Source organism: Bradyrhizobium sp. BR 1432 (genome assembly GCF_051547705.1).
Classification (GTDB): Bacteria; Pseudomonadota; Alphaproteobacteria; order Rhizobiales; family Xanthobacteraceae; genus Bradyrhizobium; species Bradyrhizobium zhanjiangense.
Genome location: NZ_JBPUGF010000003.1, coordinates 7,099,795 through 7,112,439, shown reverse-complemented (window position 1 = coordinate 7,112,439; position 12,645 = coordinate 7,099,795). Strand labels below are relative to the sequence as shown.

The following is a 12,645-nucleotide window of genomic DNA, read 5'->3' as shown; positions in this document are numbered from 1 at the left end:
CAAACGAGCCCTCATTCGAGTTTTCCGATGCCTGTGAACGATGCGCCGATGCCATCGTTCCTATCAGGCGGGAGAGTCGCGCGGTTCCGTTTCGGTGATACTGCGCGCGGGACTCTCTTGATCGAAGCGATAAAGACATCGACCAAAAATCCACTTTGCAGGCTCAGCGCCTCGCGCCAGCCCTTCTCTTGCCGCGTCGCTTCACCAGTAAGGGTGCCAGCGATGGTGATAGAAGTGCCGCCGCGGGAACGGTCCGCCGTAATAGGCGAAGGCCGGCCGCACGACACGGTGATAGCGGTAGCCGTAGTAGGCAGGGGCGTAACTGGTGCTGTAGTAAGTCCTGGTGTAGCCGCCCCACGGATAGTAACCGCCGTAATACGCCGGTGCGTAGTAGTCGTCATAATAGCCCGGATACCCGTAGTAGCCGTAGCCCGGACCGTAGGCGTAAGCGGACGAGGCGAGGCCGCCGATCAGGGCACCTGCGAGCAATCCGCCTGCCAGCGCCGGCCCAAAACCACCGTGCCAGCGAGCCTCCGCCGGCGTCGGTGCCGCCAGCGCGCTCACGCCGAGCGCGCCGACGGTTGCCAGGACAAGTGCGGTCTTTTTCATGCGCGTCCCTCCTTACGTTGGTGTTTCGACATCGTGCCAACATTGCCGAAGGGCAAAAGTTGCAAGCGCGCGCCGGCGAGGAACAAGAGTCACGAACATAAACGAGCGTTCATCTCGGTGAACGCGCGCGTGCTGATGGGGCGCCTCTGAGCGATCGCGTTGGCTGGAGAGATCCACATGCCCGCCGTTCCGCGGGCGTTCGTTCGACCTCGCGCCACAGGGGTACGCGCGGGAGCAAGAAGCCACTCGGCGACCTCGCTTCGGACTATCCTTTTCGCGTGGTCCACGAGGGTCAGGTCAAAGCTAATTTCGGAAAGATGTAAATGATCGGCTGCTGTGCAGGGGCTGTTTTGGACTCTTGTCCGGGGGAGAGCCGGCATCCTGCTTTCCGTTACCCCAGCCGCTGATCCCGCACGTCCTGCGTGTCCTCCGTCGCCACCTTGACGGCAGCCTTGGCTGCGCCTTTGCCCGCACCCTTGCGGCTCGCGATCTCCACCGCCTTGCGGCCGGAGATCTCGTAGCCGGCATCAACGGGCATCTGCCAGAAGAACCAGCTCGATGCTGCCGAGGTCAGCGCCACCACGACGAAGGCCGGCGCGAATACGGTGGCGTTGAGCTCGCTGACATGGCTGAACCACATCGTCGTCTCGACGCACGCCGCGCCGACGGCGACGCCGGCTGAGACCGCGAGCTGCTGGTTGACGCTGACCAGCGTGGTGGCGCGGCTCATCTGCGCGGTCTCGACGTCGGCATAGGCGACCGTGTTGATCGCGGTGAACTCCAGCGAACGGAAGAAGCCACCCACCACCAGGATCACCATGATGATGAGCAGCGGTGTCGTCACCGTGAACAGGGCGCAGACGCCGAGGAAGAACGCGCTGACGACCGCGTTCACCGTCATCAGGTTGCGGAAGCCGAAGGTGCGGATGAGGCGCGCCGCCAGCGTCTTCATGCCCATGGCGCCGAGCGAGGAGGCAAAAGTGACCAGGCCCGAGTGGAATGGCGACAGGCCGAAGCCGATCTGCATCAACAGCGGCAGCAGGAACGGCAGCGCGCCGATGCCGAGACGGAACAGAAAGCCGCCGAAGATGGCCGCGCGCAGCGTCGGCAGCTTCAGAAGCGAAAAGTCCAGCACCGGCGATCCCGTCCGCCGCGCGTGCAGGACATACAGTGTCATCGAGATCGCGCCGCCCACGACCAGGGCCGCAACCGTGCTCCAGGGCAGCAGGTTGAGCCCGGCGACGGAGAGACCGAACGCGATGCCGGCAAGCCCGATGCCCGCCAGCACCATGCCGTAGAGATCGAACGGCTCCTGCGTCTCACTCTTGATGGGGTCGATGAAGCGCAGCGCCATGAAGATGCCGAGCAGCCCGATCGGGATGTTGATCAGGAAGATCCAGTGCCAGGAGGCGTACGTCGTAATGAAGCCGCCGAGCGGCGGCCCGATCACGGGGCCGATCAGGGCAGGGACCGTCACCCAGGCCATCGCATTGACCAGCGCGCTCTTGTCGACCGAGCGCAGCAGCACGAGACGCCCGACCGGGGTCATCATCGCCCCGCCCATGCCTTGCAGGATGCGCGCGAACACGAAGTCGGTGACCGAGGTCGAAAGCGCGCAGCCGACCGAGCCGACCATGAACACGCCGACCGCGATCGCGAACACCATGCGCGCGCCGAAGCGGTCGGCGGTCCAGCCGCTCGCCGGGATGAACACCGCCAGCGACAGCAGGTAGGAGGTGATCGCGAGCTTCAGCGTCAGGGGGCTGGTGCCGATGTCGGCCGCGATCGCCGGCAGCGAGGTCGCGATCACCGTCGAGTCCATGTTCTCCATGAAGAGCGCGGTGGCCACGATCAGCGGAATGACGCGTTGCTTGTCGACCATGACGGATTGGTAATGAAAATCGGAAGGAGGGGCGGACTTGCGGCTTATCACCGCCTCCTGCCGGGGACCATTGCGGATCAACGCATAGCACCTAAGTCCCGCGTAACAACGGTGTGACCCTCTCCCTCGTCATTCCGGGGTGCGCCGCTTGGCGCGGGCTATGGTGCGCAATTGCGCACCTGAGAATCCATTGGGCCGTAGGAATCGCTGGGGAATGGCTTCCGGGCTCGCGACTTCGTCGCGCCCCGGAATGACGATGGGTGGGGGCGCCGCGGGGCTGTCCCAGCCGAATTTGCCTAAAAAGCCTGTGCATGGCTGGCCGGCGGTCCGAATTGCTTTGATTCGTCACGCAGCCGTGCTATCGACCCGCGTCAACCCCACCGATGGGCTCCGATTCTCCGGCGTTGCCGCAAGGTACGCCGAGGGCGGCGCTCATCCATAAGCATTTGCGGCAGGGCCGCAGGAAGGAGTTGGCAGATGGCCACGGTGCAACTTCAAGGCATTCGCGAAGCCTTCACGTTCGACGACGTGCTGCTGAAGCCGGGCCTGTCCGAGGTCATGCCGGGCGAGGTCGACATCCGGTCCCGCGTCACCCGCGCCATTCCGCTCAACATCCCGATCATGGCCTCCGCCATGGACACTGTCACCGAGGCGCGCATGGCGATCGCCATGGCGCAGGCCGGCGGCCTCGGCGTCATCCACCGCAATTTCGATCCCGAAGGGCAGGCCGCCCAGGTGCGGCAGGTCAAGCGCTACGAATCGGGCATGGTGGTGAACCCGCTCACGATCAGCCCCGAGGCGACGCTCGATGACGCGCTGAAGCTGATGAGCGATCACGGCATCTCCGGCATTCCCGTCGTCACCGGCGCCGGCAAGTCCACGCCCGGCAAGCTGGTCGGCATTCTCACCAACCGTGACGTGCGGTTTGCGACGAACCGGCAGCAGAAAATCTCCGAGCTGATGACGCACGAAAATCTCGTCACGGTGCGCGAGAACGTCAGCCAGGACGAGGCGCGGCGGATGCTGCACCAGCATCGCATCGAGAAGCTGCTCGTGGTCGACGAGCAATATCGCTGCGTCGGCCTCATCACCGTGAAGGACATGGAGAAGGCGGTCGCCCATCCGCTCGCCTGCAAGGACGCGCAGGGCCGCCTGCGCGTCGCTGCCGCCACCACCGTCGGCGACACCGGCTTCGAGCGCACCGAGCGGCTGATCGATGCCGGCGTCGACCTCGTCGTCGTCGACACCGCGCACGGCCATTCCCGCCACGTGCTGCACGCCGTAAACCGCATCAAGCGTCTCTCCAATTCCGTGCAGGTCGTTGCCGGCAACGTTGCCACCACCGAAGGCGCGCAGGCACTGATCGACGCGGGTGCGGATTGCATCAAGGTCGGCATCGGCCCGGGCTCGATCTGCACCACCCGCATCGTCGCCGGCGTCGGCGTGCCGCAGCTCACCGCGATCATGGATGCGGTGGAAGCTGCGAAGAAGTCCGACATTCCCGTCATCGCCGACGGCGGCATCAAGTTCTCCGGCGATCTCGCCAAGGCGCTCGCAGCCGGCGCCGACATCGCCATGGTCGGCTCGCTGCTGGCCGGCACCGACGAGACGCCGGGCGAAGTGTTCCTGTGGCAGGGCCGCTCCTACAAGGCCTATCGCGGCATGGGCTCGGTCGGCGCGATGGCGCGCGGATCGGCCGACCGCTACTTCCAGCAGGACATCAAGGACGCGCTCAAGCTCGTGCCTGAGGGCATCGAGGGCCAGGTGCCGTACAAGGGCCCGGTCGGCAACGTTATGCACCAGCTCGCCGGCGGCTTGCGCGCCGCGATGGGCTATGTCGGTGCGCGTGACATGAAGGATCTGCACCAGAAGGCCCAGTTCGTCCGCATCACCGGAGCAGGCCTGCGCGAAAGTCACGTCCACGACGTCACCATCACGCGCGAGAGCCCGAACTATCCGGGCGGGGGTTAGTCGCTCGCTCGTACCAAAATGACGGCGTCATGCCCCGCGAAGGCGGGGCATCCAGTACGCCGCGGCCCTTCCACTCAGTCACAACCGTCTCGGAGTACTGGATCGCCCGCCCCAGTGCGCAACTGCGCACAGGGCGGGCGATGACAGCGTGTTTGTGGTTCGCACCTGCCGCAAGCTCGTCATTGCAAGCGAAGCAATCCAGAGCTTTTGTGTTGACGCAACTGGATTGCTTCGCTTCGCTCGCAATGACAGAAAAGTGGAGGAAGCCATGTCCCAAGGCAAACGCATCGTTCTCGCCGCGCGTCCCGTCGGCGAGCCCAAGCCGTCCGATTTTCGCCTGGAGGAATTCGCTGTTCCGACGCCTGCGGCAGGCGAGGTCCTGCTGCGCACGATCTGGCTGTCGCTCGATCCCTATATGCGCGGGCGCATGAGTGAGGGGCCGTCCTATGCCGCACCGGTGCCGATCGGCGGCGTGATGGAAGGCGAGGCGGTCAGCGAGGTCGCGGCCTCCAACAATCCTGATTTCGCGGTAGGCGACATCGTGCGCATCCGCTCCGGCTGGCAGACCCACGCCATCTCGAACGGCAAGGGATTGATCAAGGTCGATCCCAAGCTCGGTCCGATCTCGACTTCGATCGGCGTGCTCGGCATGCCCGGCATGACGGCGTACACGGGCCTGCTCGACATCGGCAAACCGCAAGCGGGCGAGACCGTCGTCGTCGCCGGCGCCTCCGGTGCAGTCGGCTCCGCCGTCGGCCAGATCGCCAAGATCAAGGGCGCCCGCGCGGTCGGCATCGCCGGCGGCAAGGACAAGTGCGACTACGTCGTCAAGGAACTCGGCTTCGATGCCTGCATCGATCACCGCAACCCCGATCTCGCGGCCAAGCTGAAGGACGCCTGCCCGAAGGGCATCGACGTCTATTTCGAGAATGTCGGCGGCGCGGTGTTCGAGGCGGTGTTCCCGCTGCTCAATCCATTCGCCCGCGTGCCGGTCTGCGGCCTGATCGCGCATTACAACGACACCGAGGCCAAGCCGCCGAAATGGGCCGCCAGCATGATGCGTGCGACCCTGACCAAGCGGCTGACCTTCCGCGGCTTCATCGTCTCCGACTTCGCCGCCCGCCACGGCGACTTCCTGCGCGACATGTCGGCCTGGGTCCGCGACGGAAAGGTGAAATACAAGGAGTTTGTCACCGAGGGTCTGGAGAGCGCGCCCGGCGCCTTCATGGGGCTGCTGAAGGGGGCCAATTTCGGCAAGCAGCTGGTGCGGGTGGGGCCGGATAAGGCCTGAACCGCCGCTTCGAGCCACCGAGGGGGCGGAAATGGTTAAGAAAGAGTCACCGATCGGCCACACCTGTTCGTAAAACCCGCAGGTGTGACCGCCGGTTCATTGACCCCAAGGCGAAGGCATTGAATCATCGCGCATATTTTAGGTGTTGCGATGTTAGAGATCAGTGTTTTCTGCGTCATCGTGCTGGCGGCCAGCTATTGGGTGGCGATGTTCGTCATGGGCCGGCGCGACGACGTCATCCATGGCAAGTTCGTGCATGTTGACGAGGAGAGCGATGTCGTTCGTCCCGCGATGCCGCCGCCACCGCCGCCATTCCCGAAGCGTCCGGTCAAGGCTGCGCAGCCAACCATGGTCCAGCCCGCGATCGCCGAGACCAAGCCGGTAAACAGTGCGGCGCTGCAATCCCTGCTGGCCGCGATCCAGCAGGACCTCAAGAGCGTCGCCTGAACCGCCAAGTTCGCGCTAGTGCTCGCCGCCCATCTGGGCGAGGATCTCCTCGATATCGACATCGATCTGGCCCGCGGCCCTGACGTGGTGAACCTCGAGGCTGTCAGGCTGGAAACGGTACTCGACGAGCCCGACTTCCTTGATCGCAATCCGGTCCTGGCGCGCGTCGTTGATGACGAAGCCGGTGGACGGCGCCCAGACATGGCGGGTGTGGCGATAGGTGAAGTCGCGCCGCTGATGCACATGGCCGCTGGCGATGAGGCGCAGATCGACATGCGCAAACATCTCGATCAATCGCGCCCGGGCCGGCTGCGGCACGTAGCGGATCGCGGTCTCCGCCATCTCGGCATCGTCGGGCAGGTTGAGAAACACCGGCTTGTGCAGGAACAGCGCGACCGGCTTCCCGGCGGTGCGCGCGAGCTCCCGTGCCAGCCAGTCGAACTGCTCGGTCTCGAAGGCGAGCCCTGAATTCATGACAAGGGAATTGAGGCCGATGAAGCGCCAGCCCGCGGCCTCGAATGACCAGTGATCTTCGCCGATGATGTCGCAAAATTGCCGGCGGTGTGCCTCGCTGACCGGCGGCTTCGGCGCCGGTCCGATCATGGTCGGATTGTCGCCGATGTCGTGATTGCCGGGCAGGTAGCGGCAGGCGACGGGCAGGGCGTCGTGCAGGCTTTTCGCGAATACGACATCGTCGCGGCCGGTCGGGCCGTCGAACGAGACATCGCCGGTATTGACGATGAGATCGGGCCGGTTGGCGTCGATGTGCTCGCTGACGCGCTGGAAGTTGGCGATCAGGCCGGGAAAGCGCCGGCCGAGATGGGTGTCGGAAATCTGCGTGAGGCGAAATTCGGACATGCGACCATCATACCCGTTGTCGCGCGTCGGAACGATGACGGCACGGGCATGCATCGCAACGAACAAAGTTTAAAGCACACGATAGCGGATCGTGTAGCTGTCCTGCGGGGCGACGGGGCCGGCCAGCGGCGAGGCGATGCGGTCGGCGAGGTGCCAGGGGCCGAACTGCTCGGAGCGATGCGGCTCGGCGTGCAGGCGGAGGCGGAATTCGAACGTGCCCTTTCCTGGCAGGCTCACCACCAGCACGCGGTCGGCGGTACGGTGGTTGAGCGCCACCGCGCCACGCAGCAGCGCGCGCCCGTCGGAGAGGTCGCGCACGCCGTCGACCAGCGCCAGCGTCTGGTTGCGGTCGGTGTGCAGCTCGATCTGGCTGTCGGTGACCGCCGCCAGCATCTCCCTGGGCATGCGGATCTCGAACTCGACCGCCGGCTTGGACGGGTTGAGGCCGAGATAGGCGAGGGCGGCGTGACGCATGTCGTAGGCGGCAAAGGCGAGCAGGGCGATGGCGGCGAGCGTGGCGAGGCCGTGCCTGACGACATCGCGCCTGCTTCGGTAGCCGAGGCGGAAGTACACCGTCATTGCCAGCGCCACCGCGAGCGCCGTGGCGATGCCTGCCAGCGCCGACATCAGGATGCCGAGCTGGCCGTCAGCGGATTCGGCCGACGAGCCGATCAGGCTGGCGATCTGGCTTGAGAGGGTGTTCATGGCGGGCTCTCGCCTTGCGCCCCGAAAAAGGGGCGAAATTGCTTTAACAATCAGCGGTTGGTCGCAAGAGCGGGAACACCGGTTCAACTCGCTGATTGTCAGCGTCAGAAGTCGCGGCTAATGACGGTCCGCGGCGTTCCGCCTTACGGGAAAGTTCCGATGTCCGTCCAAATGGTCCTGCTGCCTGTCTTCGTGCAGGTCGGTCTCACCTTCGCACTCCTGATCGGCATGGTCTTCGCGCGCCGCCGCTCGTTGGTCTCCGGCGAGACCAAGATCCGCGACATTGCACTCGGCGAGCCGAACTGGCCCAAGGACGCCACTCAGATCGCCAATTGCTACCGCAACCAGTTCGAGCTGCCGGTGCTGTTCTACGCCCTGATAGCGCTGGCGCTGCCGTTGCGCCATGCCGATCTCTTCATCGTGCTGATGTCCTGGCTGTTCGTGGTGGCGCGCTTTGCCCATGCCGCCGTGTTCGTCTCCTCCAACGATCTCGGCCGCCGCTCCACGATCTGGCTCGCCGGCGTGCTGGTGCTGCTGGTGATGTGGATCTACTTCGCGCTGAGAATGCTGTTGGTGATCTGACGTTTAGCTGTCGGACCTAATCTGAAAGATTTGAAATGACCCCCGCTGCCCGGCTGTCCGCAGCCATCGAACTGATCGACACCATCGAGAGGGACCGCGTGCCCGCGGCCAAGGCGCTGAAGGAGTGGGGCACCGCGCACCGCTTCGCCGGCTCGGGCGACCGCGCCGCCATCGCCGGCCTCGTCTGGGACGTGCTGCGCCGCTACGCCTCGAGCGCCTGGCTCATGGATGCAGACACCGTGCGTGCCAGGCTGATTGGCATGCTCCGCCTCGAACGCGACATGGACACGGCCACCATGGCCGCTTTGTTCGATGGCAGCCGCTTCGCGCCGGCGCCGCTGACCGAAGCCGAGCAGGCGGCACTCAGCCAGCGCTCCCTGAAGGACGCCCCGGCGGCCGTTGCCGGCGACTACCCGGAATGGCTCGATCCGCATCTGGCAAAAGTGTTCGGCGAGGACCGCGCAGCGGAAGCCGCCGCGATGGCGAGCCGGGCGCCGCTCGACCTGCGCGTCAACACGCTAAAATCCAATCGCGACAAGGTGCTGCGCAATCTTGCTCATCTTCATGCGAAACCGACGCCTTGGTCCGCAACGGGCTTGCGCATCGAGCTTTCGGCCGATGCGCGCAACCCCGGCATCCAGGCCGAGGAGGATTTCATCAAGGGCGCCATTGAAGTGCAGGATGAGGGATCGCAGCTTGCAGCCCAATTCACCGCGACAAAACCCGGCGAGCAGGTGATCGACCTCTGCGCCGGCGCCGGCGGCAAGACGCTGGCGCTCGCCGCCCTGATGCAGGGCAAGGGCCGGCTGATCGCCACCGACCGCGACAAGCGCCAGCTCGCCCCGATCCACGAGCGGCTGTCGCGCGCCGGCGTCCACAATGCCGATGTCCGCACGCCCAAGGGCGAGGCCGATCCGCTCGCCGACATCCGCGCCTCGGCTGATCTGGTCGTGATCGACGCGCCCTGCACGGGAACCGGTACCTGGCGCCGCAACCCCGACGCCAAATGGCGCATGCGGCCGGGCGCGCTGGAGATCCGCCTGCGGGACCAGGCCGAAGTGCTGGAGCGCGCGGTTCCGCTGGTGAAGCCGGGCGGCCGCATCGCCTACATCACCTGTTCGGTGCTGTCGGAGGAGAACGGCGAGCAGGTGAGGGCGTTCGTCGCCCGCCATCCCGAGTTTGCGGTGGTGCCGCCGGGGCAGACCGCGAGCGTGCTCTGGGACAAGGCGGAGGCTTTTGGCGAGGCCGCGCTGCAGTCAGATGAAGGCTGGCTGATGACACCGCGGCGGACCGGAACGGACGGTTTCTTCGTGTCGGTGCTGCGGAAGGCGTAGCTCTCGTAGGGTGGGCAAAGGCGCGCCCTTCGCGCGCCGTGCCCACCATTTTCCCGCAATTGTCGCTGCCAACGGTGGGCACGCTTCGCTTTGTCCACCCTACCGCACCGCGGCTGACGCGGCACAGTTCCACCCCAAAACGAAAGCCCCGCGAACCGAATCCGGTCGCGGGGCCTGTATTCGTAGCGCTTCTGCCGGTACGTCCGTGGTCAGAAGCGCTGGTGCGCTGGCGTTTAGCCGACGCGGAGATTGTCAGCCGAGGACTTGCCGCTGCGACGATCGGCGACGATGTCGAACGAGACCTTCTGGCCCTCGTTGAGGGAGGAGAGGCCAGCGCGCTCGACGGCGCTGATGTGCACGAACACGTCCTTCTGGCCGTCATCCGGCTGGATGAAACCATAACCCTTTTGGGTGTTGAACCACTTCACGGTGCCCATAGCCATGGGAATTTCCTTTAGTTAGAGAGGATACGCACGCAGACCGGTACGCAGCATTGCGCCCATAGTCCTGATGAGTCGATGTTTGGAGAATTCATCTGAAGCGTGCGCGCCCGTCAGCAACGAAGCGAAGCGGCCCAGTCGTTCGGCCAAGTATCGATGATCACAATATAGCGAGGATTTGGGGCTTCTTCAAGGCACCACCCGCGCTTCGGGATACCGCGCGGGTTTGCTATTTTGCGGTGCAAGTTCACCGCACTCGCGCGTCTCAGTCGACGATGAAGAGTGTCGCGCCCACCGCCGTCGAGGACCGATGCGCGGCGTCGCCGAAATCCGAGACCTGGTAGCTCATCCCGGCCGTCAGCTTGAATTTGCGCCCGTCGTGCAGCTCGGTGTCGAGCTCGCCCTTCAGCACGTAGAGCACGTGACCGCGATCGCACCAATGATCGGCGAGATAGCCCGGCGAATACTCCACCATCCGCACCCGGAGATCGCCGATGTTGAGCGTGCGCCACTGCGCCTGGCCGGTCTCGCCGGGATGCGTCGTCGGCTCAACCTGGCTCCAGTCGGTGACGGTGAAGGGGGAAGCGGGGAGTTTCATGGGGAGGTCCTGTCTCTGAGCCGGCCGGGCTTCTGTTAGCGCACGCTGTCGCCCCAGTCTCCGTCATTGCGAGCCTGGGCCACGAACGTTCCTCGTCCGCGGTGTCATTGCCCGCGAAGGCGGGCAATCCAGTATTCCACCAGCGGTCGTGATTAAACCGATGAGCCGCGGCGTACTGGATTCCCCGCTTTCGCGCAGGGCTGTCCGGGGAATGATTCACTGTGTCGCGGAGCATGCCCGGGTTTTCCCGGCTTGAAGCAGGTACTTTCTGGTTGTCGAAACTCAGAAAGGGGCCGGGCATGCGGTTTAGCGATAGCATTTTTGGAAGGCTGCTTGAACCGATCAATCGGCGGCAGTTTCAGACGACTGTGGATCGTTTGGATGGCGATGCCTACGACAAGACGTTCGACAGCTGGGATCATCTTGTCGCATTGATATTCTCCCAGCTCAGTGGCGTCGACAGCTTGCGTGCCCTTGAGGCGATCTGGAACGCCAATTCGCATCATCACTACCATCTTGGTGTCGGCAAATTGGCGCGCTCGACGCTTGCGGATGCCAATGCCCGACGGCCGGTCAGTATCTTCGCAGAAGTCTTTGAGCGATTGTCTGGGCATGCCGACCGAGCGCTGAAGCGGGAGGGTGCCGAGATGCTGCGGCTGATCGATGCGACGCCGGTGCCGCTGGATCAACTCAGCACCTGGGCCGGTTGGAACGGACGTACCCGTGGTCTCAAGCTTCACGTGGTTTACGATCCCGGCTCGGATCATCCGCGCCGTCTGGCGATCACGCCGTCGACGGTCAATGACGTCACACCAGCCCAGCAATTCCCGATCGAGGCCGGCGCCACCTATGTGTTCGACAAGGCCTATTGCAGTTATGCCTGGTGGACACGGCTTCACGACGCGGGCGCCTGCTTCGTCACCCGCCAGAAGAAGAATCTGCGCTTCAGAGCTACACGCTGGCGGAAGCTGCGGAAACAAAAGGGGAAGGGCTTTAAAATCATCGACGATGCTGAGGTAAAGCTCCTCAGCAGCTCCAAACTTGCTGTTCCGATGCGCCGCATACGCCTCAAACGCGATGACGGTACAAAACTGACCCTCATCACCAACGATCTGAAGCGTTCGGCCATCGAAATCGCTGCGCTTTACAAAACACGCTGGCAGATCGAGCTGTTGTTCCGCTGGATCAAGCAGCACCTCAAGCTTCGCAAATTTCTCGGCCGCTCCGAGAACGCGGTCCGTCTGCAAATCCTCGCCGCCATGATCGCCTATCTGCTGCTGCGGATCGCCGCACGCGAAAGTCGTCTAATCATGCCGGCTATCCGCTTCGCAGGTCTTGTCGCCGCGTCGCTGTTCGCACGAAAACCAATCGCCGACATCGACCGACCTCCCAAGGTGAACCCATCCGCTGCCCGCGACAGAAGCTCCCCCGACCAGATCAGCTTCTGTTATGCATAGAATTCCCCGGACAGCCCTGCGCTTTCGCGGGGAATGACGGCGGTGGGTGGGGCGTCACTGCACCAAATGGTTCGCCGACCCCTGCACGATCAGCCCCGCCGCATTCACCCGCAGATATTCGCAGATCTTCTTCCCACGCTCGTTCGCGTAGAACACCACGACACTATCGGGGCTGACGAACACATCGATCAGCGAGAAATGCAGCTCCGGCAGCAGCCCGAGCGCCTTGCCCCAATAGGCGCGAAGCGCGTCCTTGCCGCGCACGGTTCCGCTGGCGTCGAACCCCATCACCGGGATGCGGTCCGAGGTCATCACCGCGTCCTCGTCATAGAGCCTGAGCACGCGTTCGAGGTCGCGTGCGTTCCAGGCTTCGACCCAGGTCCGGCCGAGCGCGGCAAGCGATGATGGCTGGTGATGCTGTGACATGGCATTCTCCCTGATCGGCCCTTGTTTGAGCGGAGGGCACAATAG

Annotated in this window: 13 protein-coding genes; 6 read left to right on the top strand and 7 right to left on the bottom strand. The window is 64.4% G+C overall.

The genetic code is table 11. The annotated features are described in order from the left end of the window. Window positions 1-201: 201 nt before the first annotated feature. The gene (locus ACSKB8_RS34655; RefSeq protein WP_438108973.1) at window positions 202-609 is read right to left on the bottom strand and encodes a hypothetical protein; all 408 of its coding nucleotides are present in this window, start codon (window positions 607-609) and stop codon (window positions 202-204) included. Between the two features lie 391 nt (window positions 610-1,000). Continuing rightward, window positions 1,001-2,491, bottom strand: a complete 1,491-nt coding sequence (locus ACSKB8_RS34650) for an MFS transporter (RefSeq protein WP_438108971.1) — start codon at window positions 2,489-2,491, stop codon at window positions 1,001-1,003. A gap of 477 nt (window positions 2,492-2,968) precedes the next feature. On the opposite strand from ACSKB8_RS34650, the gene guaB reads away from it, so the two are divergent. The 3 genes from guaB (at window position 2,969) to ACSKB8_RS34635 (ending at window position 6,200) form a co-directional block, all read left to right on the top strand. Continuing rightward, window positions 2,969-4,462, top strand: a complete 1,494-nt coding sequence (gene guaB, locus ACSKB8_RS34645; protein WP_128934348.1) for an IMP dehydrogenase — start codon at window positions 2,969-2,971, stop codon at window positions 4,460-4,462. Window positions 4,463-4,730: 268 nt separating this feature from the next. Beyond that, window positions 4,731-5,753: an NADP-dependent oxidoreductase gene (locus ACSKB8_RS34640; RefSeq protein ID WP_438108970.1), complete on the top strand. Its 1,023-nt coding sequence runs from the start codon at window positions 4,731-4,733 to the stop codon at window positions 5,751-5,753. 150 nt (window positions 5,754-5,903) lie between these two features. Continuing rightward, window positions 5,904-6,200: a hypothetical protein gene (locus ACSKB8_RS34635; protein WP_438108969.1), complete on the top strand. Its 297-nt coding sequence runs from the start codon at window positions 5,904-5,906 to the stop codon at window positions 6,198-6,200. Window positions 6,201-6,215: 15 nt separating this feature from the next. Here the strand turns inward: ACSKB8_RS34635 and ACSKB8_RS34630 are convergent, their stop codons facing one another. After that, on the bottom strand, window positions 6,216-7,058 hold the full coding sequence (locus tag ACSKB8_RS34630; RefSeq protein ID WP_438108967.1) for a metallophosphoesterase family protein: 843 nt from the start codon (window positions 7,056-7,058) through the stop codon (window positions 6,216-6,218). A gap of 69 nt (window positions 7,059-7,127) precedes the next feature. Continuing rightward, window positions 7,128-7,763, bottom strand: a complete 636-nt coding sequence (locus tag ACSKB8_RS34625) for an acriflavin resistance protein (RefSeq protein WP_438108965.1) — start codon at window positions 7,761-7,763, stop codon at window positions 7,128-7,130. A gap of 159 nt (window positions 7,764-7,922) precedes the next feature. On the opposite strand from ACSKB8_RS34625, the gene ACSKB8_RS34620 reads away from it, so the two are divergent. Then, complete coding sequence (locus ACSKB8_RS34620) at window positions 7,923-8,345, top strand: MAPEG family protein (RefSeq protein WP_438108963.1); 423 nt, start codon at window positions 7,923-7,925, stop codon at window positions 8,343-8,345. Window positions 8,346-8,380: 35 nt separating this feature from the next. Then, window positions 8,381-9,679 carry an RsmB/NOP family class I SAM-dependent RNA methyltransferase gene (locus ACSKB8_RS34615; protein WP_438108962.1) on the top strand — a complete coding sequence of 433 codons (1,299 nt, stop codon included), beginning with the start codon at window positions 8,381-8,383 and terminating at the stop codon, window positions 9,677-9,679. 233 nt (window positions 9,680-9,912) lie between these two features. On the opposite strand, the gene ACSKB8_RS34610 is transcribed toward ACSKB8_RS34615, so the two are convergent. Both ACSKB8_RS34610 and ACSKB8_RS34605 read right to left on the bottom strand, forming a co-directional pair. Then, window positions 9,913-10,122, bottom strand: coding sequence for a cold-shock protein (locus ACSKB8_RS34610; protein ID WP_008141931.1), 210 nt, complete (start codon window positions 10,120-10,122; stop codon window positions 9,913-9,915). A gap of 262 nt (window positions 10,123-10,384) precedes the next feature. Continuing rightward, a complete protein-coding gene (locus ACSKB8_RS34605) occupies window positions 10,385-10,717 on the bottom strand; it encodes a DHCW motif cupin fold protein (protein ID WP_438108959.1) in 333 nt (110 codons plus the stop codon). Between the two features lie 299 nt (window positions 10,718-11,016). On the opposite strand from ACSKB8_RS34605, the gene ACSKB8_RS34600 reads away from it, so the two are divergent. After that, a complete protein-coding gene (locus ACSKB8_RS34600; protein ID WP_438103250.1) occupies window positions 11,017-12,174 on the top strand; it encodes an IS4 family transposase in 1,158 nt (385 codons plus the stop codon). 54 nt (window positions 12,175-12,228) lie between these two features. Here the strand turns inward: ACSKB8_RS34600 and ACSKB8_RS34595 are convergent, their stop codons facing one another. After that, window positions 12,229-12,600: a nuclear transport factor 2 family protein gene (locus ACSKB8_RS34595; RefSeq protein ID WP_370986850.1), complete on the bottom strand. Its 372-nt coding sequence runs from the start codon at window positions 12,598-12,600 to the stop codon at window positions 12,229-12,231. Window positions 12,601-12,645: the final 45 nt, after the last annotated feature.